The organism is Pyxidicoccus caerfyrddinensis, assembly GCF_010894405.1.
Taxonomy (GTDB): domain Bacteria; phylum Myxococcota; class Myxococcia; order Myxococcales; family Myxococcaceae; genus Myxococcus; species Myxococcus caerfyrddinensis.
Map to the genome: position 1 here is coordinate 217,045 of NZ_JAAIYA010000016.1, position 23,957 is coordinate 241,001.

Annotated in this window: 24 protein-coding genes; 18 read left to right on the forward strand and 6 right to left on the reverse strand. The window is 69.7% G+C overall.

What is annotated here, in order from left to right; genetic code table 11:
• Window positions 1–14 precede the first annotated feature (14 nt).
• A complete protein-coding gene (locus G4D86_RS33225; RefSeq protein WP_205519924.1) occupies window positions 15–1,697 on the reverse strand; it encodes a mechanosensitive ion channel family protein in 1,683 nt (560 codons plus the stop codon).
• 196 nt (window positions 1,698–1,893) lie between these two features.
• Entirely contained in the window at window positions 1,894–2,214 is a 321-nt protein-coding gene (locus G4D86_RS33230) for a hypothetical protein (protein WP_163998106.1), read from the reverse strand.
• A gap of 166 nt (window positions 2,215–2,380) precedes the next feature.
• On the opposite strand from G4D86_RS33230, the gene G4D86_RS33235 reads away from it, so the two are divergent.
• From G4D86_RS33235 to G4D86_RS33245, 3 genes are all read left to right on the forward strand, one after another.
• Window positions 2,381–3,424 carry an NAD-dependent epimerase/dehydratase family protein gene (locus tag G4D86_RS33235; RefSeq protein WP_163998107.1) on the forward strand — a complete coding sequence of 348 codons (1,044 nt, stop codon included), beginning with the start codon at window positions 2,381–2,383 and terminating at the stop codon, window positions 3,422–3,424.
• A complete protein-coding gene (locus tag G4D86_RS33240; RefSeq protein ID WP_163998108.1) occupies window positions 3,396–3,908 on the forward strand; it encodes a WbuC family cupin fold metalloprotein in 513 nt (170 codons plus the stop codon). Before G4D86_RS33235 ends, G4D86_RS33240 begins: the two co-directional genes overlap by 29 nt.
• Before the next feature lie 551 nt (window positions 3,909–4,459).
• A complete protein-coding gene (locus G4D86_RS33245) occupies window positions 4,460–5,074 on the forward strand; it encodes a hypothetical protein (protein ID WP_163998109.1) in 615 nt (204 codons plus the stop codon).
• Window positions 5,075–5,175: 101 nt separating this feature from the next.
• Here G4D86_RS33245 and G4D86_RS33250 read toward each other — a convergent pair whose 3' ends face one another.
• Window positions 5,176–6,081 (reverse strand): hypothetical protein, encoded by a 906-nt coding sequence (locus tag G4D86_RS33250; RefSeq protein WP_163998110.1) that lies wholly within the window; start codon window positions 6,079–6,081, stop codon window positions 5,176–5,178.
• Between the two features lie 93 nt (window positions 6,082–6,174).
• Between G4D86_RS33250 and G4D86_RS33255 the strand changes: the two genes are divergently transcribed.
• Both G4D86_RS33255 and G4D86_RS33260 read left to right on the forward strand, forming a co-directional pair.
• The gene (locus G4D86_RS33255; RefSeq protein ID WP_163998111.1) at window positions 6,175–7,074 is read left to right on the forward strand and encodes an MTAP family purine nucleoside phosphorylase; all 900 of its coding nucleotides are present in this window, start codon (window positions 6,175–6,177) and stop codon (window positions 7,072–7,074) included.
• Window positions 7,075–7,184: 110 nt separating this feature from the next.
• Entirely contained in the window at window positions 7,185–8,234 is a 1,050-nt protein-coding gene (locus G4D86_RS33260) for a YihY/virulence factor BrkB family protein (RefSeq protein ID WP_163998112.1), read from the forward strand.
• Window positions 8,235–8,244: 10 nt separating this feature from the next.
• Here G4D86_RS33260 and G4D86_RS33265 read toward each other — a convergent pair whose 3' ends face one another.
• The gene (locus tag G4D86_RS33265) at window positions 8,245–9,069 is read right to left on the reverse strand and encodes a M48 family metallopeptidase (RefSeq protein WP_163998113.1); all 825 of its coding nucleotides are present in this window, start codon (window positions 9,067–9,069) and stop codon (window positions 8,245–8,247) included.
• Window positions 9,070–9,332: 263 nt separating this feature from the next.
• Between G4D86_RS33265 and ku the strand changes: the two genes are divergently transcribed.
• Window positions 9,333–10,295: a non-homologous end joining protein Ku gene (gene ku / locus G4D86_RS33270; RefSeq protein ID WP_163998114.1), complete on the forward strand. Its 963-nt coding sequence runs from the start codon at window positions 9,333–9,335 to the stop codon at window positions 10,293–10,295.
• Between the two features lie 28 nt (window positions 10,296–10,323).
• Here the strand turns inward: ku and G4D86_RS33275 are convergent, their stop codons facing one another.
• Complete coding sequence (locus G4D86_RS33275; RefSeq protein WP_163998115.1) at window positions 10,324–10,932, reverse strand: superoxide dismutase; 609 nt, start codon at window positions 10,930–10,932, stop codon at window positions 10,324–10,326.
• Window positions 10,933–11,083: 151 nt separating this feature from the next.
• On the opposite strand from G4D86_RS33275, the gene mutM reads away from it, so the two are divergent.
• The 9 genes from mutM (at window position 11,084) to G4D86_RS33320 (ending at window position 19,699) form a co-directional block, all read left to right on the forward strand.
• Entirely contained in the window at window positions 11,084–11,929 is an 846-nt protein-coding gene (gene mutM / locus G4D86_RS33280; RefSeq protein WP_163998116.1) for a bifunctional DNA-formamidopyrimidine glycosylase/DNA-(apurinic or apyrimidinic site) lyase, read from the forward strand.
• Between the two features lie 76 nt (window positions 11,930–12,005).
• Window positions 12,006–13,820 carry a TIGR04551 family protein gene (locus tag G4D86_RS33285; RefSeq protein WP_163998117.1) on the forward strand — a complete coding sequence of 605 codons (1,815 nt, stop codon included), beginning with the start codon at window positions 12,006–12,008 and terminating at the stop codon, window positions 13,818–13,820.
• 2 nt (window positions 13,821–13,822) lie between these two features.
• Window positions 13,823–14,050 (forward strand): hypothetical protein, encoded by a 228-nt coding sequence (locus G4D86_RS33290; protein WP_205519925.1) that lies wholly within the window; start codon window positions 13,823–13,825, stop codon window positions 14,048–14,050.
• Window positions 14,047–15,288, forward strand: a complete 1,242-nt coding sequence (lysA, locus tag G4D86_RS33295) for a diaminopimelate decarboxylase (RefSeq protein WP_163998118.1) — start codon at window positions 14,047–14,049, stop codon at window positions 15,286–15,288. Before G4D86_RS33290 ends, lysA begins: the two co-directional genes overlap by 4 nt.
• A 16-nt stretch (window positions 15,289–15,304) precedes the next feature.
• Window positions 15,305–16,192 carry a 4-hydroxy-tetrahydrodipicolinate synthase gene (dapA, locus tag G4D86_RS33300; RefSeq protein ID WP_163998119.1) on the forward strand — a complete coding sequence of 296 codons (888 nt, stop codon included), beginning with the start codon at window positions 15,305–15,307 and terminating at the stop codon, window positions 16,190–16,192.
• Window positions 16,193–16,231: 39 nt separating this feature from the next.
• Window positions 16,232–17,047, forward strand: a complete 816-nt coding sequence (gene dapB, locus G4D86_RS33305; protein WP_163998120.1) for a 4-hydroxy-tetrahydrodipicolinate reductase — start codon at window positions 16,232–16,234, stop codon at window positions 17,045–17,047.
• Window positions 17,044–17,814: a fumarylacetoacetate hydrolase family protein gene (locus tag G4D86_RS33310; protein ID WP_163998121.1), complete on the forward strand. Its 771-nt coding sequence runs from the start codon at window positions 17,044–17,046 to the stop codon at window positions 17,812–17,814. Before dapB ends, G4D86_RS33310 begins: the two co-directional genes overlap by 4 nt.
• On the forward strand, window positions 17,811–18,335 hold the full coding sequence (gene folK / locus G4D86_RS33315; protein WP_163998122.1) for a 2-amino-4-hydroxy-6-hydroxymethyldihydropteridine diphosphokinase: 525 nt from the start codon (window positions 17,811–17,813) through the stop codon (window positions 18,333–18,335). Before G4D86_RS33310 ends, folK begins: the two co-directional genes overlap by 4 nt.
• A complete protein-coding gene (locus G4D86_RS33320) occupies window positions 18,332–19,699 on the forward strand; it encodes a tetratricopeptide repeat protein (RefSeq protein ID WP_163998123.1) in 1,368 nt (455 codons plus the stop codon). Before folK ends, G4D86_RS33320 begins: the two co-directional genes overlap by 4 nt.
• 100 nt (window positions 19,700–19,799) lie before the next feature.
• Here the strand turns inward: G4D86_RS33320 and G4D86_RS33325 are convergent, their stop codons facing one another.
• Window positions 19,800–20,852 (reverse strand): KpsF/GutQ family sugar-phosphate isomerase, encoded by a 1,053-nt coding sequence (locus G4D86_RS33325; protein WP_163998124.1) that lies wholly within the window; start codon window positions 20,850–20,852, stop codon window positions 19,800–19,802.
• A 153-nt stretch (window positions 20,853–21,005) separates the two neighbouring features.
• On the opposite strand from G4D86_RS33325, the gene fsa reads away from it, so the two are divergent.
• From fsa to G4D86_RS33340, 3 genes are all read left to right on the forward strand, one after another.
• Window positions 21,006–21,674: a fructose-6-phosphate aldolase gene (gene fsa / locus G4D86_RS33330; RefSeq protein ID WP_163998125.1), complete on the forward strand. Its 669-nt coding sequence runs from the start codon at window positions 21,006–21,008 to the stop codon at window positions 21,672–21,674.
• A 161-nt stretch (window positions 21,675–21,835) separates the two neighbouring features.
• Complete coding sequence (locus G4D86_RS33335) at window positions 21,836–22,972, forward strand: acyl-CoA dehydrogenase family protein (RefSeq protein WP_163998126.1); 1,137 nt, start codon at window positions 21,836–21,838, stop codon at window positions 22,970–22,972.
• Window positions 22,973–23,122: 150 nt separating this feature from the next.
• On the forward strand, window positions 23,123–23,920 hold the full coding sequence (locus tag G4D86_RS33340; RefSeq protein WP_163998127.1) for an electron transfer flavoprotein subunit beta/FixA family protein: 798 nt from the start codon (window positions 23,123–23,125) through the stop codon (window positions 23,918–23,920).
• Window positions 23,921–23,957: the final 37 nt, after the last annotated feature.

The window sequence follows — 23,957 nt, forward strand, 5'->3', positions numbered from 1 at the left end:
GAAACCGGGCGCCCCTACCGGTTCGCGACGGCGAGGGCCTGGGGTTCCTCCTGCGGCGGCGCGGCGAGGGGGGCGGGAAGCAACGTGGCGCCCTCGTATTGCACCGACTTGGGGTAGGGGATTTCCAGGCCGTTGGCGTTGAAGGCCTCGAACAGCAGCCGGTTGAGCAGCCGCTTCACATCGAAGTGCGTCCCTGGCTGCACCCTGGCTTCAATGCGCACGGTCATCCAGCTCTCGTCCATGCTCTCGATACCCAGCAGCTTGGGCATCTCGGACACCTTGCCCTGCGCGAGCATGGGCACCTGCTCGCAGACCTGGCGAATCACATCCATCACCTTCTTCAAGTCGCACTCATAGGCCACGGCCATGTCCACGACCGCCAGTGTCCAGCCGCGACTGTAATTGATGACATTCTTGACTTCGCCATTGCGGAGGATGTGAAGGCGCCCGAAGCGGTCGCGAATGCGGGTAATGCGAGGCGTTATCTCCTCCACCACGCCCTCGGTCTCGTTGATGCGGATGTAGTCGCCGTTCAATATCTGGTCCTCGAAGAGCAGGAAGATGCCGTTGACCAGGTCCGTGACGATGGCCTGCGAGCCCAGGCCCACGGTGAGGCCGACGATGCCGGCGCCCGCAAGGATGGGGGTGGGGTCCACGCCCAGGTCGCTGAGCACCATCATCCCGACCAGGAAGTAGACCAGGTACTTGGAGGCGCTCTGGATGAGGGCGACGAAGGTGTTGCGCCGCCGGGCCGCATCATTCAGGTCGGGGCCGTCCACCTTGAATGCCCGGGCGATGAGCAGCCGGACGAACTCCACGACGACGCTGGCGGCGAAGAACAGGGCGATGACGCGGATGAGCACCGGCCCGTATGGAGCAAAGGCTTCCAGGCCCTGGAACCGGCGGACGATGAGCGTCGCCACCGAGATGTAGACGATGGCCTCCAGGCTCCTCTGCCCCACCGGCAGCAGCCGGCTGAGGGACACGAAGTACTCCTCGTACTTCGTGTCCTTGCTCTTCACCTCCCAGGACTCGACCAGCCGCCCCGACATCAAGTGCAGCAAGGACACCGCCAGGCGCCCGCCGCTGATGGACAGCAGCACGAAGATGGTGGTGCCCGCGAGCCACTCCAGCGCGGCCGGGGGTTGCAGCGAGGTGACCACCACGCCCACCGCGAAGTAGGCCAGCACCAGCTTGATGAAGCTGGGCCCCTGCTCCAGCGCCTTCTGGGCATGTTCCCTGTGCTCCGGACGCAGTTGCCACTCGTTCAACCTGCGTTCGAGCTTCACCAGGAGCTGGCGCGCCGCCCGCTCCAGCACCAGGAAGGCCGCCAGCAGCAGCAGCAGCAGCCCCACTCCGCGCCCCAGGGCCGCCAGCCCCTCCCGCGTCACCCCCGCCAGCAGGGCCGTGAAGTGGGGCTCCAGGTCCTGCTTCGCCCACAGGGAGAAGCCCAACACGGCGATGCCGACGAAGACCACCACGAAGGACAGGAGGGCGGCGCTCAGCCGGGCGCGCTTGCGCAGGCCGTCGGCCACCTGCTCCAGCGCCTTCACACCCATCAGCCGGATGCCATGGTACAGCAGCGCGGTGGTGGTCACGAGCACGGCCCAGAGGGCGAGTAGCAGCAACGTCACGCTCAGACCGACGAGCCAGGCGTTGTTCAACTCGACTGTGTCCGCGAGTCGGAAGATTCCCATACGGCGGCGGCATAGCATCCAACGAACACGCCGTGCCAGACGCGCCGGGCCACTGCGCCCGAGGAGGGGGAGAGAGACTCCAACCGCTCACCAGGCAGGAGGGTCGCGAGCCGTTCTCCGTCCTGGGACGTGCGCTCGCGCGGCCAGGCGCCGGCCTCGAGGGCCTCTGGAAGCGGAGCGGCAGGCGGCGTAGCGGTCAGGAGAGGCGCAGGGTTGGAGACAGGCTCTCCGTGTGTCCGCGCGAGAGCAGCACGATGTTCTTCCCGGGCTGCACCTGCTCCGGTGCGTAGATGACCTGCACGAGGATGCCGTCATCACGCAGGATGGCCCAGTGCCGGAATCCTTCTTCAGGCACATCCAGGTCGGGATGGCGCGGACCCGAGCCGGGGATGTAGCAGACGACACCTTCCCGGTCCTTGAGGAGCCAGCGCTTGATGCGGACGCGGTCTCCGAGACGGACCTCCTCACGCGTGCCGAAGTAGTAGAGCCTGCAGCCTGAGGAGTTTTCAGCGCTCATCTGGATGGACGAAGCTGATACCGCTACTCGCGGGCACCGCGCCAGCGCGCGGCCTGCTTCAAGTGAGGTTGCGGCGCCGTCCCCTGAGCGCAGGCCAGGCGAGTGTCCGCGGACGCTCGCCCGGCTCCGTCACGAAGGCCGGCACCGTCCTCCACCCGGAGTGACCATGCCGACCGATAGAATCCTGACCTCGCATCGCGTCCTCATCACTGGCGCCTCGGGCTTCATGGGCTCCTGGCTCGCCGAGTACCTGCGCCAGCAGGGGGCGTACGTCATCAACCTGCTCTCGCAGTGGGAGCCCCAGGGACGCTTCGTCCAGAGCGGCCTCGTCCAGCGGGTCCACAACGTCATCGGGCAGGTCGAGGACTACGCCCTGCTGGAGCGGCTCCTCGCGGAGCAGGGCGTGGACACGGTGTTCCACCTCGCGGCCATCTCCATCGAGGGGCGCGCCTTCCAGTCGCCCCATACGGCGATGGAGGTGAACGTCCGCGGCACGTACAACGTCCTGGAGGCGTGCCGGCGGAACAGCGACACCGTCCGGCGCGTCATCATCGCCTCCAGCGACAAGGCCTATGGTGACAGCCCCGTCCTCCCCTACACCGAGGACATGCCGCTCCAGGGCCGCCACCCCTATGACGTCTCGAAGTCGTGCGCGGACCTCATCGCCCATGCCTATGCCCACAGCTATGGCCTGCCCGTGACGATTGGACGGTTCGGCAACATCTACGGCGGCGGAGACCTCAACTGGAGCCGGCTCATTCCCAACACCGTCCGCCGGCTGCTGGCCGGACAGCCTCCGCTCGTGCGCATGCCACCGCAGGGGGACTTCATGCGTGACTTCCTCTACGTGCGGGACGCGGTGCGGGCCTACATGGCCATGTTCGACGGACTCGACGCGGGCATGGCCCGGGGCGAGGCGTTCAACTTCGCCATGGGCGGGAGCTGGACGGTGCTCGACGTGGTGAGGACGCTCCAACGGCTGCTTCACCGCGAGGAGCTCGTGCCCGACGTCCTCCCTGCCTCGCACGGGGAAATCTTCCACCAGCACGTGTCCGCCGAGAAGGCACGGCGGCTCCTGGGCTGGGCCCCGCGCTACGCCCTGGAGGAGGGACTGCGGGAGACTGCCGAGTGGTACCGTGAGCACCTGAGCGCCACCTCCTCGCCCTCCTTCTCCGAGCCGCATGAACGAGTCCACGCCGCTGCCTCGTGAGCTGCTGCTGCGGCTCTGCGCGGAGGCCACCGCCAGCAAGCGCCTGCGCACCACGCACTGCCTCCATGCCCCCACGGGCCGCGTGCAGCGGATGCTGCTCGCGTTGCAGCCGGGGACCTATGTCCCGCCGCACCGGCATCCGCGTCCTCCGGGGCGCGATGGCTTCGAGCTGCTGTGCGTGGTGCAGGGGGCCCTGGGAGTGCTGGCCTTCGAGGAGGACGGCCGCATCCACTCTCTCCATCACCTGCGGGTGGGTGGGGCACACTGGGGCATCGAGTTGCCCGGGCGGACGTTTCACTCCGTCGTGGTGCTCGAGCCGGACACGGTGGTGCTCGAAGTCAAGGAGGGGCCCTACGCGCCCCAGGGCGAGAAGGAGTTCCTGGCCGGCTTCCCCGAGGAAGACGCTCCCGAGGCCCCTCGGATTGTCGCGGGCTGGCGGGCCCACTTCAGCCCAGGCGCTGCGCGCTCTCCGCCCAGAGGTTGAGCCTCGACGCCCCGCCGCCTCATGTGGCCCTCGCGCTCTCTGAACGTCCAACCCGGACTCAGAAATTCATGGGCCCCAGGTCATGAATGGCAGACATGCTCCTGGCTTCGATTGCTCACGTGCCCCTGCGTCCGGGCCGCTGGCGGGAGGGCGGCACGGCTCCTGCTGACGACGGACCGTCCAAGAGGAGCCAATCAGGCCGTGGGGTTGGACCCAGTGGACGAGGGGGTTCCATGTTTTTTCGAAAGAGTGGGCTGCTGCCGAAGAACCGCGTGGTGAGACACACCCTGTACCGGCTGCTGCTCGCCGCGCCAATGCTCCCACTGGCGGCATGCGGTCCTTCCGAGGACTGCAGTACCGGGCCGGAGTCCCTGACCGTCGATGGCGTCGGGTACGAGTCGGATGGAAAAGTGTCTTGCGCCAGATGCCCCCTGGACTCTATCGGACACCACGCGCTCAATTGTTTCGAGGCTGCGGCCGGAGGGAAGACCACCTGTTACTACTACGCGTGTTCCAGTGATGGCCGCCGGCCAGAGGGATTGAGGGAGTCCTTGCAGCATGAGCAAGCTTGCGAGCTCGGTGCCCTCTATGCCCACGTGGCCTGGCTGGAGGCCGCCTCCGTCCCGGCCTTCCTCCGGCTCGCCGACGAGCTGGCCGCACACGGTGCTCCCAAAGCCCTGGTGAAGGCGGCACGGCGCGCGGCCGGGGACGAGGTTCGCCACACCCGCGCCATGCAGGCCCTGGCCCGCCGCCACGGAGCGCTCATGCCCGAGGTGGACCTCCCCCCCTTCCAGCCCCGCTCCCTGGAGGCCATGTGCACCGAGAACGCCGTCGAGGGCTGCGTGCGCGAGACATTCGGCGCCCTGGTCACGGGCTGGCAGGCACGCACCGCCGGTGACGCCGAGGTGCGCCGCGCGCTGGAGCCCATCTCGCGGGACGAGCTGCGCCACGCCGAGCTGGCCTGGGCCGTGGATGCCTGGGCCGCCGAGCGTCTCACCTCACCGGAGCGTGAGCGCATCCGTCAGGCCCGCCGCGAGGCGCTGAGCGCGCTGGAGCACGAAGTGGGCAGCCAGCCTCCACCCGAGCACTTCGTGCGTGAGGCGGGGGTCCCCTCCCGTGAGCAGGCCCTGGGCCTGCTTCAGGGCCTGGCGGTGCTCGTCGTGTAGACCCGCGGTGGCCCGCGCTGACGTCGAAAGACGAAGGGCCTCGGGACATTGCGTCCCGAGGCCCCCATGGCGGTGGTTTCAGCCCCGAGATGCGGCGCGCTTCAGTCGCCGTTCGGGTCCCACTCGGAGATGTCCTTCTTGGGCGCGGGCGCAGGAGCCGGCGTCGGCTTGGGCGGCGCCTTCGTCGTCGTCGCGGGCTTCTTCGTGGGCGGCGGCGCCGCCAGCACGGCGGGCTCCTCATCCAGCAGCGGGTCCTTCTTCTCCACCTCCGTGCTCGCGGAAGCGGCGGGCTTCTCCGGCTCGGACTTCGCCGGCGCGCTCTTCCCCCCGGACTTCGCCACGGGCGCGGGCTCCGGCTTCGAGTCCAGCGGCTCCAGGTCCTCCAGCCCCAGCGACTTCTCGGGCTCCGGCTCCACGTCCGAGGCCCGGTAGCCACCGCGCTTCGGACCCTCCGTGGAACTCCCCTTCACCATCTCCTCCGCGTTTGCACGGCTCGACGTCGCCCGTGAGCCCGGGGCACCACGAGTCGGCGCCGGCTCCGGCGCGGGGGGCACCTCCTCACGCTCACGCGGCGCCTCCGAGGCCCGATACGACTCCCTCTTCTCCGTCCCACCCTTCGCGTCGGACGGCGGCACATCACCGTACGGGTCGTCCCGGCTCGACCGCTTGGGCGCCGGCTCGTCGTCCCCGAACGGGTCCTCCTCCTTGTCCTTGTCCTTCTTCGACTTCTTCTTCGCCGGCTCCGACCTCCGAGCCGGACGCGCATCGTCCTCCGCCACTCCGGGCGGCAGGTCCTTCAGCGACGAGTGCCGGTTGGCGCAGTGGTCCAGCGTCTCCTGGCACTCGGCCATGCACGAGGTCAGCTTCGAAACGGCGCGCCCTCTGCCTCCGTACTCGATGGCGCAGTCCTCCTTGCACGAGGAGTAGTCCTCCTGGCAGCCGGTGGGGACGGCGGCGGCCGCGGGGCCGGAGGCGAAGAGCAGGGCGAGGAGCGGGTAGGCACGCATGACGAATGCGAAAACTACCAGTCTTCTCGCCTCACGGCGCGAGGGGCCCGCGCTATGGTTCGCGTTCGCGGCACTCACGCCAAGAGGAGGCACATGGCTGTCAGGGTGGGCATCATCGGGAGCCACGGACTCGGACAGACGCTCGGAGTCCTCGGTCGGGGGGAATCCCACACCCTGGAGACACCCTTCGGCCCCCACGCCGGCCCCATCATCACCACCGAGCTGGACGGCGTACCCGTGGTCTACGTGTCCCGCCACGGCCCCGGCCACATCTACAACGCCACCCGCGCCCCGTACCGCGCCAACCTCTTCGCCCTGAAGCTGCTCGGCGTCACCCACGTCCTCGCCACCGGCACCGTGGGCAGCCTGCGCGAGCACCTCCAGCCGCTCCAGCTCGTCCTGCCGGACCAGGTCATCGACCGCACCTACCGCCGGCCCTGCACCTTCTACGACGACATCGCCGTCCACGTGGAGCTGGGCAACCCCTTCTGCGCCACGCTCCGCACCGTGCTCGCCGCCGCCGCGGACCCGCTGGGTCCCACCGTCCACCCCGAGGCCACCTACGTCTGCATCGAGGGCCCCTCGCTCAGCACCCGGGCGGAGAGCCTGCTGTACCAGGCCTCGGGCGCGGACGTGGTGGGCATGACCGTCATGCCCGAGGCCCGGCTCGCGCGCGAGGCGGAGCTGCACTACGCGATGGTGGCCCTTCCCACCGACTACGACTCGTGGCGGCCCCCGCCTGCGGGACAGGCGCACGAGGAGCGGCTGACGCAGGTCTCCCACAACGTCCAGGCCGCCACCGTCAGCGCCGCCGCCCTCGTCCGCCGCGCGCTGCCCCGGATTGCCGAGCCTCGCGAGCCCCGCGGCAACGGCTGCCGCTGTGACACCGCGCTCGCGCTGGCCATCGCCACCGACCGGGCCCGCATCCCCGACGAGGTCCGCACTCGACTTCGTCCACTGCTGGGCAGATACCTCCCGCCCAACGTCGCCTGAGCGGGCCCGGGCGGCGCCTGTCCAGCCGGGCGCCTGCCTGCTCGCCTGCTGCCAACCGTCTCCACCGTTCCCACCTTCCTCACCCCGGGGGATGTGAGCGAGGAGGGGAGATGCGGTTGTTCAGGCTCAAGCACCTGACATGGCGTGAGTTCGGCCGGCGCTTCGTGAAGGAGTTCCAGGAGGACACCGTCACCGACATCGCCGCCCAGCTCTCGTACTACCTGCTGTTCTCCCTGTTCCCGTTCCTCTTCTTCCTCTTCACGCTCGTCGCCTACATGCCCTTCGCACCGGGCGCGGTGGACGCGATGGTGGACCGCATCCGTCCGCTGGTCCCCGGAGACGCGCTGGAATTGGTGACGGGCCACCTGCAGTCGCTGGTCAACCAGCCGAGGCCGAAGCTGCTGACGGCGGGCCTCATCATCGCCCTGTGGACGGCGTCGCGCGGCGTGGATGCCCTGCGCAAGGCGCTCAACCTGGCCTACGACGTGCCCGAGTCCCGCCCCCTCTGGAAGACGCAGGGGCTGGCCATGCTGGTGACGCTTGTCGCCACGCTGCTCATCCCGCTGTCCTTCACCATCTTCCTGCTCGGCGGGCGGCTGGGCGCGTGGGTCGCCGACAAGCTGCAGCTCGTCGACGCGTTCTATCTCGTGTGGTCCTGGCTGCGCTGGCCCTTCACCGCGTCACTGGTGATGCTGGCGCTGGCGCTCTGCTACTACCTGCTCCCCGACGTGAAGCAGAAGTTCAAGTACATCACCCCCGGCTCCATGCTGGGCACGGGCATCTGGCTGGTGAGTACCTGGGGCTTCACGCAGTACGTGGAGCACTTCGGCAAGTACAACGTCACCTACGGCTCCATCGGCGGCGTCGTGGTGCTGCTGTTGTGGCTCTACATCTCCGGGCTCGTCTTCATCCTCGGCGGCGAAATCAACGCCATCCTCGAGCACGCGTCCGCGGAGGGGAAGGAGAAGGGCGCTCGCGACTTCAACCAGCCCGCGCCGCTGGAGCCGCCCGTGATGACTCCCGGGGCGGCGAAGAGCGCCAGCAGCGCGAAGAAGTCTCGGCTGGCGCGCTTCCGGTGGAGGCGGCGGGTGGCCCGGGGACAGCCCCCCGAGCCCACCCTTCCGGAGCTGGAGGGCGAGCCTCCCTCCCACCTGCACTGAGCGCCGCGGGCTACTTCTTGCCCAGCTTCTGGTGGATGGCCGGCAGCCCGCCCGGGCTGTTGTTGCTGCCGCGCAGGTTGTTCTGCGAGATGACCTTCTGCAGGTGCGCGATGCGGTCCTTGTTCGTCGGGTGCGTGCTCAGCCACTTCATGATGGCCGGCGAGTCGCCCTGCTCCTTCTGGAGCTTCTGGAAGAAGGTGATGAGCCCGCGCGGGTCATAGCCGGCGCCGGACGCATAGCGGGCGCCGTACTCGTCGGCCTCGGTCTCCTCGCTGCGGCCGTGCGCGAGCATCGTCCCGCCGCCCACGAGCTGCGCGGCAATGGTCCCCACCGCGCCCGGGTTCTTCCCCAACGCCGCCTGGGTGACGGTCTGCAGGCCCATCTGGTTGACCATGGCGCGCGCCGAGTGCCGGCCCACCACGTGGCCCGCCTCGTGCGCCATGACGCCGGCCAGCTCCGCCTCGGTGTCCGCCGCCAGGAGCAGGCCCGTGTAGACGTACAGGTAGCCGCCCGGCGTGGCGAACGCGTTCACCGTCTTCGGGTCGTCGATGACGTTGACCTTCCACTTCACGCCCGGCCGGTCCTTCGTCGCCTGCTTGAGGATGGGCGAGGAGATGCTCTTCACGTAGTCGACGATGGAGGCGTCCTGGACGTACTTGATCTTCTCCTTCGTCTCGAGCTCCGCCTTCACCTGCTTGCCCAGCTCCTCCTCCTGCTCGTCGGAGATGAGGGTGGACGCAATGGCCTTCTCCGCCTGGATGCGCTGCTTCGCGCAGCCTGCCGTGAGGCCCATCGCCAGGGTGAGGCCCAGCACCATCGAGAGGATTCGTTGCATGACCGGGTGTGCCTTTCTTTCCAATGAGTTGTTTCGTCGGGAGCGGGCCCGACTCTTGGGCAGCGCCCGCCTCCGGGCAAGCGCCGCGTAGGGCTTCGTCCCTCAAGGACGTGAAGCGGACGGAATCCATCCAATCGGGGTGAGGCCCCACGCCGTGCCGCCCGCGCTCCTACCGGGGGGCCCGGCGAGCCTTGCGGCCTCGGGATTCGGTACGGATTTTTGAAGTTACGGGTGCCCCGAGCGCGGCGCCCGGGGAGGCGCGGATGTCACGTCCCGTATGGGTGGGCTCGCTGGGCTTCGGCCTGGTGAGCGTCCCGGTGAAGCTCTACAGCGCCGTCAGCCCGAGGCAGGTTCAATTCCACCTGCTGCACGACGCGGACGGTGCCCGCATCCAGAACAAGCGGGTGTGCTCGGCGGACGGCGAGGAGGTGGCCTACGAGCACGTGGTGAAGGGGTATGCGCTCGACGACGGCCGCCACGTGGCGGTGACGCGCGGGGAATTGGAGGCGTTCGACCCGGAATCCAGCCGCGTCATCGAGCTGGAGGACTTCGTGGAGGCAGGGGAGATAGACCCCATCTACTACGACACGCCCTATCACCTGGTCCCCGCCGAGGGGGCCGAGCGCGCGTACTCGCTGCTGGTCTCCACGCTGCGCGAGGCGGGCCGCGTGGGCATCGGCCGCTTCGTGCTCTACCAGAAGGGGCACCTGTGCTCGGTGCGGCCCCATGGCCGGGGGCTGCTCCTGTCCACGCTCCACTACGCGGAGGAGGTGGTGTCCCAGGACAGCCTCGCGGAGCTGGCGCTCGCGGGTGCGCGTCCCCAGGAGCGCGAATTGGAGGCGGCGCTGCACCTCGTCGAGGCCCGCGCCACGCACTTCGAGCCCCAGCGCTACCACGACGTCCACCGCGAGCGGCTCCTGGCCTTCATCGAGCGCCGTGCGGCGCGCACCCGTCCGAAGGCGGCGGAGAAGTGGCCCGTGGTGCACGCGGGGGCCACCGCGGGGCAGCCGTCGCAGAGTGATTTGCTCACGGCGCTGGAGCGAAGCGTGGCCGCGCTCCGGGCCGGTCAGCCGCTACCGCCGCTGCCCGAGCAGGGCTCGCTGCGACTGCGCCCTCAGGCCTCGGCGCGCCAGGTCCGGGAGCGGAGCGGCGAAGGCGAGGCCTCCACGTCCAGCACCCCGGAGTCCCGGCGGAAGGAGGACGACGGCGGGGAGCCATCGGCCTGAGCCTTTCGCCGGGCGGGAAGACGACGGACTACTTCAGCCGGCCTTCGCAGGCGTCGTAGTCGATGTTGGAGAAGTACGCGTCCACGTACTTGCCGCGCTCGTTCGCCTTGTAGTCCGGCGTGAAGGCGTGCTCCCACGCGTCCATGATGATGATGGGCTTGAAGCCGGCGATGTTGTTGGTCTCGTGCAGGGTGATCCAGTGGTTGGACAGCCACCCGGTGCGCGGGTCCTGGAACGTCACGGCCCAGCCGATGCCCGGCATGGTGGCCACGGCCTTGAAGTCCGCGAACCAGTTCTCGAAGGAGCCGAAGCTCTCCTCCATGGCCTTCTTCAGCTTCGCCGGCGGCGTGGCGCCCGAGCCGCCCGGCTTCATGTTGCCGAAGTAGTACTCGTGGAGGACCATGCCGTTGTACTCGAAGCCCAGCCGGCGGGTCATCTCCGCGTAGGCCGGGTTGGTGCCAGCGGCCTCACCCTTGAGCTGCAGGCCCGAGAGCGTCTCGGTCAGCTTGTTGGTGCGGTTGACATAGCCCTCGTACAGCTTGAAGTGCGTCTCGAGGACCGCGTCGCTGAGCCCCTTGAGGCCCTTGAGCTGAGGGAACTGCATCGGCGCGTACTTCTTCTGCGGAACGTCCGCCATGCTGCCTCCAGAGAATGGGTGGGTGTTGGGTCGGAAGCCCGCCTCATAACGGAGGCGGGGATTCCCGGCGCGGAGAACTTCGCGCCGGTGTGCGCGGTACGACAAGTAAGAAATGCGCGCGCCCCGTTCGCGGTGCTATGTGCCGGGGCGGATGCCTGAGCTTCCGGAAGTGGAGATCGCCCGGCGCAACCTGGTGCGCTGGTTCAGCGGCCGGCGCCTCGTCCGCGCCGAGGCCGACGACACCCGCATCTTCCGCGGCGCCGAGCTCCGCCACTTCACCGAGCTGTCCGGCCGCCTGGAGTCCCTCGTCCGCCGGGGCAAGTACCTCCTCTTCGCCTTCGAGGGAGGACGGGGCCTCTTGGGCCACCTGGGGATGACAGGGAAGTTCGTCCGTCGCACGGAAGGGCAGGGCGAGCCCTACAGCCGCGCCCGCTTCCACCTCGACGACGGGCACGTCCTCCACTTCAGCGATGCACGCATGTTCGGCCGGCTGGAGCCCGCCCCCGCCGCCCAGCTGCGGGAGCTGGACGTGGTGAAGGCGCTGGGGAGGGACCCGCTGGCGGACGGCCTCACCGCGGGCCAGCTCGAGAAGGCCGTGGCCCCCTCCCGGCAGCCCCTCAAGGTGGCGCTGATGGACCAGGCGCGAATCACCGGCCTGGGCAACATCCACGCCGCCGAGGCCCTCTTCCGCGCCGGAATCCACCCCTCCCGGGAGCCCGCCTCCCTCTCCCCGGACGAGTGGAAGCGTCTGGTGGGCGCCATCCGGGCCACCATCGACTTCGGCCTGAAGGAGCAGGAGGGGGAGGAACCGGTGTACCTGGAGGAGGGACGCTCGGAGAACCCGTTCCTCGTCTACGGCCGGGCCGGGGGCCCATGCTCCCGGTGCGGGACCCCCGTCGAGTCCTTCACCCAGGCCGGCCGCACCACCCACTTCTGTCCGAAATGCCAGCCCCGCTCAGGCGTTCACGCGTCGAAGCCCCGGGCCGGTAAGCGTTGACACCCCCATGTCCCGTGGCTTGAATCGCCCGCCTTTCAGACCCGGCCGCCCCAAGCGGCCCTGGAGAACGTTGCCCATGTCTCACGCCCTGCTGGCGGCGCTGCTCGTCGCTTCGTCCACGGCCACCGCGCAGACGCCGGTGCCCGACGGTAGCGCGCCCGCGCCCGCCGCCACCGAGGCCGCGCCCGCCGCGCCCGCTTCTCCCTCCGCCGAGCCGCCCCCCGCCGCCGCTGGCACCGCCGCCCAGGGGGACTCCGTCAGCCGCGAGGACCTGGACGCCGCCAAGCAGGAACTGCGCGAGGAGATCCGCGCCGAGGCCGCCAAGCAGTCCGTCGACTCCAGCGAGTGGAACGAGGAGTACCCCGAGGAGAAGCGCAAGCTGGAGGTCTTCACGCTCGACGGCTACTTCCGCCTGCGCCCCACGCTCTTCTACAAGTTCGACCTGGGCAAGCAGCCCGGCCAGGAGCTCTTCCCGCGCTCGCCGCGCAGCGCCGGGGAGAACACCCAGTCCTTCGCCACCATGCGCCTGCGCATGGAGCCCGTGTTCAACATCTCCGAGCAGGTCAGCCTCAAGATGGAGGTGCTCGGTCTGGACAACGTGGTGCTGGGCTCGCAGCCGGACAACCTCTACCCGGGTGACCAGCACAACCTCTTCGGCGTGTTCTCGGAGAGCCAGGACTCCGCCGTGGACATGCTGGAGGACTCCATCAAGCTTCGCCGCGCCTATGGCGAGGTGAAGACGCCGGTGGGCATCCTGCGCTTCGGCCGCATGGGCAGCCAGTGGGGCCTGGGCATGCTGCGCAACGACGGCACCTGCTTCGACTGCGACTTCGGCGACACGGTGGACCGCATCCAGTTCGTCACCAACCCCTTCGAGGGCTGGTACGTGACGCCCATGCTCGACTTCAACGCCGAGGGCGTCGTCGACGGGCGTGGCTCGCAGGGCGAGCCGGTGGACCTGACGCAGTCCGACGACAGCACCGGCTGGGTGCTTGCGATTGCCCGCCGCGACACCGACGCGGTCATCCGCTCCAAGCTGGACAACAACCAGGCCGTGCTCCAGTACGGCCTGCACTTCACCTACCGCACGCAGAACTGGGAGTACGACGCCAGCACCCAGAACGGCACCGGCACGGGCTTCATCCCCCGCTCCGCGTCGCTCTACGTCCCGGACCTGTGGCTGCGGTACGAGGAGCGCAGCTGGCGGCTGGAGTTCGAGCTCGCCGGCATGTTCGGCAACATCGGCAACCGCGCCCTGGACGTGGGCGGCATCAACGACCCCACGCAGAACCAGAGCCTGCGCGTCGCCCAGTTCGGCGGCGTGGCCCAGGGCGAGGTGAAGGTGGCCAAGAACAAGCTGTCTCTTGGCCTGGAAGTGGGCTTCGCCTCGGGCGACAAGGCCCCCGGCTTCGGCAACTACCCGGCGCGCCCCGGCTCCGGCAACAACGGCTTCACCGAGCCGGGTGACTCGGAAGGCCCGCAGTTCCGCTGCGGCTCCGGCGGCTGCTCCGACAACGCCATCCGCAACTTCCGCTTCAACCGCGACTACCGCGTGGACCTCATCCTCTGGCGGGAAATCATCGGCGGCATCACCGACGCGTTCTACGTGCGCCCCTCCGCCAAGTACACGATTACGGAGGGCTTCGACCTGTACGCCCGCCTCATCTACTCGCAGGCGCTCTACTCGGAGTCCACCCCGTCCTTCACCAGCAGCGCGCTGGGCGTGGAGGCCAACGTCGGCGCGGACTACAAGACCGAGGACGGCTTCATCGCGGGCGTGGCGTACGGCATCCTGTTCCCGATGAGCGGCCTGCAGGAGTTCGACCCCACGCTGCGCGCCGACTTCGAGACGCCGCAGACCATCCGCGGCTGGCTGGGCATCAGCTTCTAGCCATGCGCCGCGTCCTCTCGTCCGTGTGTGTCGCCACCGGCCTCGCGCTGGTGCTGGTGGCGTGTGGCATCAAGGGCTCGCCGAAGCCGCCGGTGCCGCCTCCCGCGCCTCCCACGGAGACGCAGCCGCCTCCGGAGGACCCGTCCCGCGGTCCCCTCGAGCCGTCGGGGCCGACCATCTCGCCGACTCCGGACGCGGGGCCCGGCGTCCCCGGCACCGAGCCCACGTGAACCACTTCATCTGGCGCAAGGGCGTGCTGCACGCCGAGGGCGTGCCGCTGCCGGCCATCGCCGAGTCGGTGGGCACGCCCACCTACGTGTACTCCGCGGCCACGCTCACCCGGCACTTCCGGGTGGTGTCGGAGGCCTTCGGCGCCACGCCGCACCTCATCTGCTACTCGGTGAAGGCGAACTCCAACCTCGCCATCCTCCGGCTCTTCGCGGGGCTGGGCGGCGGGTTCGACATCGTCTCCGGCGGCGAATTGGCCCGGGTGAAGCAGGCGGGCGGCGCGGCGGAGAAGACGGTGTTCGCCGGCGTGGGCAAGACGCAGGAGGAGATGGAGGCGGCGCTGGCCGCCGGCATCCTCCTCTTCAACGTGGAGAGCGCCGAGGAACTGGACGCCCTGGACGCGGTGGGCCGCCGCCTGGGCCGCCGCGCGCCCTTCGCGCTGCGCGTGAATCCGGACGTGGACGCGCGCACGCACCGCTACATCTCCACCGGGCTGAAGACGTCCAAGTTCGGCGTCCCCTTCGAGGAGGCCGTCGCCCTCTACACGCGCGCGAAGAAGCTGAAGGGCGTGCGCGCGGCCGGGCTGGACTGCCACATCGGCTCGCAGCTCACCCAGGCCTCGCCCATGCGCGCCGCCCTCACCAAGGTGGCCGGCCTCTACACGGAGCTGAAGGCGGCCGGGCACCCGCTGGCGTACCTGGACGTGGGCGGCGGCCTGGGGATTACGTACACGGACGAGACGCCTCCCTCTCCCGAGGAGTACGCGCGCACCGTCCTGGACGCGACGAAGGGCACCGGCGCGCACCTGGTGCTGGAGCCGGGCCGGGCGCTGGTGGGCAATGCCGGCGTGCTGCTCACCCGCGTGCTGTACCGGAAGAAGACCCCGGCCAAGCACTTCGTGGTGGTGGACGCGGGGATGAACGACCTCATCCGCCCGGCCCTCTACGAGGCGCACCACGGCTTCCAGCCGCTGGTGAAGCGGCGGGGGAAGGCGGTGGAGGTGGATGTGGTGGGGCCGGTGTGTGAGTCCACGGACGTGCTGGCCAAGGCCCGGTCCCTGGTCCTCCCCCAGGCGGGCGAGCTGTATGCCTTCATGAGTGCCGGGGCTTACGGGATGAGCATGGCTTCCAACTACAACTCCCGCCCCCGCCCGGCCGAGGTCATGGTGGACGGGGAGGCGTGGAGGGTGGTTCGCGAACGGGAGCGGATTGAGGACCTCTGGCGTGGCGAGCGGGCCTGAACGTATAAGCGCCGCCATGAAGACCTTCGAAGGCTCCATGACGGCGCTGGCCACCCCGTTCCGAGACGGGGCGTTCGATGAGCAGGCCTACCGGGCCCTGGTGCGCTACCAGATTGAAGGCGGCACCAGCGTCCTCATCCCCATGGGCACCACGGGCGAGTCGGTGACGATGACGCCCGACGAGCGCGCCCGCGCCGTGAAGGTGGCCGTGGAGGAGTCGAAGGGGCGCGCGGCGGTGGTGGGCGGCGCCGGCTCCAACAGCACCGCGGAGGCGGTCGAGGGCGTGAAGCGCGTGCGCGAGACGGGCGCGGACGGCACGCTCATCGTCACGCCGTACTACAACAGGCCCACGCAGGCGGGCCTGGTGGAGCACTTCCGCGCCATCGCGCGCGCGCACCCGGGCTTCCCGATTGTCGCCTACAACGTGCCGGGCCGCACCGGCGTGGACCTGCTGCCGGAGACGGTGCAGCGGCTGTGCGACATCCCCGAGGTGGTGGCCATCAAGGAGGCCACCGGCAACATGCCTCGCGCCATCGACATCCTCGAGAAGTGCGGCGAGCGGATGACGCTGCTGTCCGGTGACGACTTCACGGTGCTGCCCTTCATCGCCTGCGGCGGCAAGGGCGTCATCTCCGTGTCCTCCAACGTGGCGCCGCGGATGATGGCGGACCTGGTGGCCCAGGCGCGCGCGGGGAACTTCGCCAAGGCGCGCGACATCCAGGTGCGGATGAACAACCTGCACCGGCTGCTCTTCGTGGAGTCCAGCCCGATTCCGGTGAAGTGGGCGCTGCACCTCATGGGCCTCTTCGGTCCGGAAGTGCGCCTGCCGCTGGTGCAGATGACGGAGCCCAACGCGGCGAAGCTGCGCGACGAGCTGCGCGCGTTGGGGCTGCTCAAGGGCTGAAGGCCCGATACTCGATAGCTAGCCAGGAGCGCCGGCACCATGATTCGCACCGTCATCACCGGAGTCACCGGCCGCATGGGCAGCACGCTGCTGCGCCTGGCGCGGGACGCGGAGGACTTGAAGGTGGTGGGCGCCACGGAGCGCCCGGGCGGCGCCGCCGTGGGGCTGGACGCGGGGCTCGCCGCGCGGCAGGGGGCGCTGGAGGTGCAGGTGGTGGATGACCTGGCCAAGGCGCTGGACGCGGCGAAGGCGGACGTCGTCATCGACTTCACCAGCGCCGAGGTGAGCGTGGCCCACGCGAAGGTGTGCGCGGCGCGCGGCGTGGCGCTGGTGGTGGGCTCCACCGGCTTCACTCCTGAGACCACCGCCGCGCTGGCCGAGAGCGCGAAGTCCATCCCCGTGGTGGCCGCGCCCAACATGTCAGTGGGCGTCAACGTGGTGTTCCGCATGGCGGCGGAGTTGGCGCGGGTGCTGGGCCAGGGCTTCGACGTGGAGGTGCTGGAGGCGCACCACCGCATGAAGAAGGACGCGCCCAGCGGCACCGCGCTGCGGCTGGCGGAGGTGCTGGCCGGGTCGCTGGGGCGCTCGCAGGAGGACCTCACCTTCGCGCGCCACGGCATGGTGGGCGCGCGGCCGCCGAATGAGATTGGCGTGCAGACGCTGCGGGGCGGGGACGTGGTGGGCGAGCACACGGTGTACTTCTTCGGCGAGGGCGAGCGCATCGAGCTCACCCACCGCGCCACCAGCCGGGACCAGTTCGCACTCGGTGCGCTGCGTGCCGCGCGCTGGACGGTGGGCCGGGCGCCAGGGCTCTATGACATGGCCGACGTGCTCGGCTTCCAGAGGACTTCATGACGACCGCGCGCTACTGCCGCTTCCTGCACGAGGGCCGTGCGCACCACGGCCGCGTCGAGGGCAACGAGGTGGTGGTGCTCTCCGCCGCGCCCTGGGTGGGCGCGAAGGACACGGGTATCCGCCGCTCGCTGGCCGGCCTGACGCTGCTGGTGCCGTCGGACGCATCCAAGGTCGTCTGCATCGGCCAGAACTACCGCAAGCACGCGGAGGAGATGGGCAAGCCCGTCCCGCCCGAGCCGCTCATCTTCATCAAGCCCTCCACGGCCCTCAACGGCATGGGCTCGCCCATCCGCATTCCGAAGGCGAGCCAGGAGGTGCACTACGAGGCGGAATTGGCGCTCGTCATCGGTGAGCGCGTGCGCAACGCCGACGAGGCGACGGCCGCGCGCGCCATCTGGGGCCTCACCTGCTTCAACGACGTGACGGCGCGAGACATCCAGAAGCGCGAAATCCAGCACACGCGCGCCAAGGGCTACGACACCTTCGCCTGCGCCGGGCCGTGGGCGGTGACGGGCCTGTCCCCCGGGGATTTGCGGATTGTCTGCCGGGTGAACGGGCAGGTGCGACAGGACAGCCGCACGTCCGACATGATCTTCAGCCCCGCTCGCCTGGTGTCCTTCATCTCCCAGGGCATGACGCTGCTGCCCGGCGACCTGGTGAGCACGGGGACGCCGTCGGGGGTGGGGAAGCTGGAGGCGGGGGACACGGTGGAGGTGGAGGTCGAGGGAATCGGGACCCTGGTCAACCCGGTTGAGATGGAGCCGTGAGCGACACCGTCTATGTGGGGCTGGGTTCCAACGAGGGTGACCGCGAGGCCCACCTCGTCGCCGCCCTGACCGCGCTGTCCCGCATCGACGCGGTGGCGGTGCTGAGCTGTTCCTCGCTCTTCGACAGCGCCCCCGTGGGGCCGCCGCAGCCGCGCTACCTCAACGCAGTGGTGGCGCTGGAGTGCGGCCTGTCGCCCCAGCGGCTGCTGTGCATCCTCCAGCAGATAGAGAAGGACCTGGGGCGCCAGCGCGAGCTGCGCTGGGGACCGCGCACCATCGACCTGGACATCCTCCTCTGGGAGGGCCAGGTGGTGGCCGACCCGAACCTCCAGGTGCCCCACCTGGAATTGCACAAGCGCCGCTTCGCGCTCGAGCCGCTGGCCGAGCTGGCTCCGGAGCAGAAACACCCGGTGCTGGGCGTCACGGTGAAGGAGCTCCTCGGGAAACTCGCCCCGCAGGATGTCCGCAGGAGCGAGGCCACCTGGTGGCCCGAAGCGAGCTACTCGAGCAACGACTCATGAACCTGTCCCTTGCCCTGGCCACCGCGGCGCTGCTCGCCGCCGAGCCGACGAATCTTCCGCCCGGCCACCCGACCGTCCCCTCGGGGACCACGGCGTCGCCTGCCCGCTCGCCCGCCGCCGCTCCTGGCGCCACGGCCCTTCCCGAGGGACACCCCCAGGTGGACGGTGCGCAGCCCGGCGCCGCGGCGCCCACGGGGGCGCTGCCCGAGGGCCACCCGCCCATGTCGGGCACCGGCCGCGCGCCGCCGTCCGCGGACGAGCTGCTGCGCCAGCTCGACTCCACGGAGGGGCTGCGCGACAGGGAGAAGACCTTTGAAATCGCCTCGTCGCTGGGGCGGCTCTACTACGTGAACGGCCGCAACACGGACGCCGTCATCTACCTGCTGCAGGCGGAGCTGCGGGCGAAGCCGGCGCGGGATTTGTTCCTCGCGCAGCGCAAGAAGCTGGGCAAGGCGGCCGTGCCGTCGGCGGCGGCAGTGGGCTGCGGCTTCTCGGCGGGCACGCCGGTGGAGGACATGACGGCGGCGGCACAGGAGCGCGCGAAGAAGGGCGACACCGCGGGCGCGGCGGCCTGTGCGCGCGCGGCGCTGGCGCCGGTGCTGGACGTGGGGATGATGCGGGCGAACGCGCTCTTCCTCTCCGGTGACATGGACGGTGCGCTGGCGGCGTACGCGGCGGTGCTGGAGGTGGAGCCCACGCACGAGGAGGCGCTCTACTCGCGCTCGGCGCTGCTGTTCGAGACGAAGGGCGAGGACGTGGCCGCGCTGAAGCAGGCGCGCGCGGGCTTCGACGCCATGGTGGCCGCGCACCCGGACTCGCAGCGGGCGCCCATGGCGAAGCGGATGAGCACGCTCGCGGAGGAGACGGTGAAGGCCGGCGGCCGGAAGAAGCTGCTCGCCTCGCGCGCGGAGGACCGGCGCATCCGGCTGTCGCAGGCGGCCACGGCCCCCGCGGACGCGCCGCGCCCGCTGTCGCAGGAGGCCATCGACGCCGTGCAGAACACCGAGCGCACGCCGGAGCTGGAGCAGGGCCTGGCGAAGCTGGTGGACGAGGGCGAGGAGCACCTGGCGAAGGGCCGCTACCAGGAGGCGCTCGCCAACTACACGCGCGTGGTGCCCTTCCAGCCGGAGAACGGGCGCGCGAAGGCGGGCATGGCGTGGGCGCTGGTGGGCCTGGGCCGTCCCATGGCCGCGCGCGTGTGGGGCGTGGCCGTGCAGGCCGACCCGGCCGCGGTGGAGAAGCTGGGCGACACGCTCAAGAGCAAGGGCGACGAGAAGGGCGCGAAGGCGCTCTGGGAGAAGCTCGCCGCCGACGCTCCGAACTACCCCAACAAGGCTGCCTTGCAGGCCAAGCTGGGCCAGTAGGCGCGAAGGCAACGGGGCCCGAGGCGGGCCCCGCGCGTCGCAGCGCTTCCGACCGGAGTGCCGAGGACGCTGGCGTTCCGAGGGACGCCAGCCGCGCGGCTCAGACAAACTTCGCGGCCAGCAGGTCCTGCACGTCGAGCAGTCCCACGGCGTGCCCTTCCGCGTCCACGACGGGGAGCTGGTCCACCTTCAGCTCCCGCATCTGCGCGGTGGCGGTGAGCACCAGCGTCTCCGGCGTCACGCAGCGCGGGCGCTTGCCCATGACGTCGCGCACCGGCACGGTGAAGTCGGTGAAGCCACCCTCCACGCGGCGGCGCAAGTCGCCGTCGGTGAAGATGCCCACCAGCAGTCCGGCCTTGTCCACCACGCACGCGGCGCCCGGCCGGCCCGGCGTCTTCGTCATCACGCCCACCACCTGCGACAGGGGCGCGGTGTCCAGCACCAGCGGGTTGGCGGGGCCGCTGCGCATCAGCTCGAACACCCGCTGCACGGAGCGCCCCAGCTTCCCACCCGGGTGAAGCAGCGCGTAGTCCTCCGTGCCGAAGGGCCGCGAGCGCAGCACCGCCATGGCCAGCGCATCTCCCAGCGCGTGCAGCGCCGCGGTGGACGCGGTGGGCACCAGCCCCATGGGGCAGGCTTCTTCAATCCGCCCGATGTCCAGCACCAGTTCCGCGCCCCGCGCGAGCGGACTCTCCGCGTCGCCGGTGAGGGCGATGACGGGCGTGGCCATGCGCTTGAACGCGGGCAACAGCCGCACCAGCTCCTCGGTGGAGCCGCTGTTGGACAGGGCCAGGATGACGTCCCCGCGCCCCACGCGGCCCAGGTCGCCGTGCACCGCCTCGGCCGGGTGCAGGTACACCGAGCGGATGCCGGTGGACGCCAGCGTGGCGGACAGCTTCTGGCCGATGTGGCCCGCCTTCCCCATGCCGGTGACGACCACCTGGCCCGTGCACTCGCGCACCAAAGTCACTGCGCGGAGGAAGGCGTCGCCCAGGCGCTCCGTGACGTTGAGGATGGCGCGGGCCTCGGCCTCCAGCACGCCCCTCGCGTAGGCGAGCGTGGCCTCGGCGTCAGAGGCAGGAGCCTGGGCAGGGCGGCCAGGGAGGGCGCGCAGGCGGGGCTTCTTGGCGGCGGAGCGGGGGGCGCGGGCCATGGTGTTGGCCGGACCTTCTACACGCCACCCTCCACGGTGGCCACCCTTGACGCGTGGGGGGGCATCGGTTACGCGCCTGCTCGCCTGGGCTTTTCGGCCCGGCTACATCCACCTTCATTCAATCGCAGGTTCTTTCCCAGGAGAGGGGACGAGATGAAGTTCTTCATCGACACCGCCGACGTCGAGGAGATCCGCAAGGCCCATGCAATGGGCTGCGTGGACGGCGTCACCACCAACCCGTCGCTCCTCGCCAAGGTGGGGCGACCCCTGGAGGAGACCATCCGGGAGATCTGCTCCATCGTGGACGGGCCCATCAGCGCCGAGTGCGTCTCGCTGGAGGCGGACGAGCTCGTGAAGGAGGGGCGCGGCCTCGCGAAGATTCACGACAACGTCGTCGTGAAGGTTCCCATGGGCGTGGAGGGCATGAAGGCCGTCAAGGTGTTCACCTCCGAGGGCATCCGCACCAACGTCACCCTCTGCTTCTCCGCCAACCAGGCCCTGCTGGCCGCCAAGGCGGGCGCCACGTACATCTCGCCCTTCGTCGGCCGGCTGGACGACATCTCCCAGGACGGCATGGAGCTCATCGCCACCATCCTGGAGATCTACCGGAACTACGACTTCACCACGCAGGTGCTGGTGGCCAGCGTGCGCAACCCCGTGCACGTCCTCCAGGCCGCCCGCATGGGCGCCGACGTGGCCACGCTGCCCTTCAGCGTCATCGCCCAGCTGGCCCAGCACCCGCTCACCGACGCGGGCATCAAGAAGTTCCTGGCCGACTGGGAGAAGGTCCCCAAGGCCGCCAAGCCTCCGGCGGCGCGCTAGCACACCGGCTCCCGGACCTCGTCCCTCCGGGAGTCGCCCCGCGGGGGTGTGGGAGCAACTCCTCCCCACCCCCGGACAGCGCATGGGACTGGCGATTTCGCGGCGCGGCATGTATTCGTTGACTCCCGAATCAACGAGCAGCCCGAGTCACGAGGAATCGCATGGAATTCCAGCTCACCGACGCCCAGCGCGCACTCCAGGAAGCGGCGCGCAAGTACGCCCGCGAGGTGGTGCGCCCCAAGGCCGCGCACTACGACGAGACGGCCACCTTCCCCCGCGACTTGCTGTCCACCGCGTGGGAGCTGGGCCTGTTGAACATGGCCATCCCCACCGAGTACGGCGGCGTGGGCCTGTCCCACCTGGAGCAGGTCATCGTCTCGGAGGAGCTGAGCTGGGGCTGTGCCGGCGTGGCGACGTCCATCATCGCCAACGACCTGGCCAACCTGCCCATCATCCTCCACGGCACCGAGGACCAGAAGAAGCGCCTGCTGGGCCACTTCTCCGAGCGGGTGAAGTTCTCGTCCTTCTGCCTCACGGAGCCGGAGGCGGGCAGCGACGTGGCCAACATGCAGACCACCGCGCGCCGCGAGGGTGACTTCTACGTCCTCAACGGCGCCAAGTGCTTCATCACCAACGGTGGCCAGGCCGAGCAGTACACGGTGTTCGCCACGGTGGACAAGGCGAAGAAGCACAAGGGCATTACGTGCTTCGTGGTGGAGGGCCGTCCCAAGGGCCTCACCCCCAGCAAGCACGAGAACAAGATGGGCCAGCGCGCCAGCGAGACGGTGTCGCTGACCTTCGAGGACGTGCGTGTCCCGGTGGCCAACCGCATCGGCGAGGAGGGCCAGGGCTTCGCCGTGGCCATGTCCACGCTGGACAACAGCCGCCCGCTCACCGCCATGTTTTCCGTGGGCATCGCCCGCGCCGCGCTCGAGTACTCCATGGAGTACGCCAGCCAGCGCAAGACGTTCGGCAAGCCCATCATCGAGCACCAGGCCATCCAGTTCATGATCGCCGACATGGCCATGAACACCCACGCGGCGCGCCTGCTCACCTACGAGAGCGCCTGGCTCCTGGACGAGGGCAAGCGCAACACCCTCCAGTCGAGCTACGCCAAGAGCTTCGCCGCGGACATGGCCATGAAGGTCGCCACCGACGCGGTGCAGGTGTACGGCGGTTACGGCTACATCAAGGACTACCCCGTGGAGAAGCTGATGCGCGACGCCAAGCTCATCCAGGTCTACGAGGGCACCAGCCAGGTCCAGCGGCTCGTCATCGCTCGCGAACTGTTCAAGTAGAAAAGCGGAACTAGGGCCGGCGGCCGTTTCCCGTTGCCGCCGTGACTCCCGGATGCCTATTAACCCTGACTGTTCGCGCGCCGCGTCAACCCGGCCCGCACGGACTGTTTCGCAGACTTCAATCGTCTCCCGGTAAGGAGAAGCACCACCGTGAAGATCCTCGTCACCGCCAAGCGCGTGGAAGACCCCGAGTCGAAGATCAAGGTCAAGCCGGATGGCTCGGGCATCGTGCAGGAGGGGCTCAAGTACAAGATCAACCCCTTCGACGAGATTGGTGTCGAAGAGGGGCTGCGCCTCGTCGCGAAGCACCAGGGCGAAGTCGTCGTGGTGTCCATTGGCGGCAAGGAGGTGCAGGAGCAGCTCCGGCACGCCCTGGCCATGGGCGCCCACCGCGCGGTGTGGGTGAACCACACCGGCCCGCTGGACCAGCTCGGCATCGCCGGCCTGCTCCAGAAGGTCGTGGAGAAGGAGAAGCCGGACATGGTCATCCTTGGCAAGCAGTCCATCGACGATGACCAGAACCAGGTGGGCCAGTACCTCGCCGAGTTCCTCGGCTGGGGCCAGGCGACGTTCGCCTCCAAGGTGGAGTCGCTGGAGAGCGAGCAGGAGAAGAACAAGGTGCCCGCGCTCGTCGTCGGCGCCGACGGCAAGACGGTGCGCGTGGTGCGCGAGGTGGACAACGGGCTGGCCACGCTGGAGTGCCAGCTGCCCGCCATCGTCACCACCGACCTGCGCCTCAACCAGCCGCGCTACGCCAGCCTCCCCGGCATCATGAAGGCCAAGAGCAAGCCCATCGAGGAGCTGACGCCGGCCAAGCTGGGCGTGGACGTCACCCCGGCCATCCAGGTGCTGAAGATGTCGGCGCCTCCCGCGCGCAAGGCGGGCATCAAGGTCGCCGACGTGCCGGCCCTGGTGGAGAAGCTCCACAACGAGGCGAAGGTCGTCTGATTCGAACCCGGATTCGAACCTCTTAGAGATTACGGAG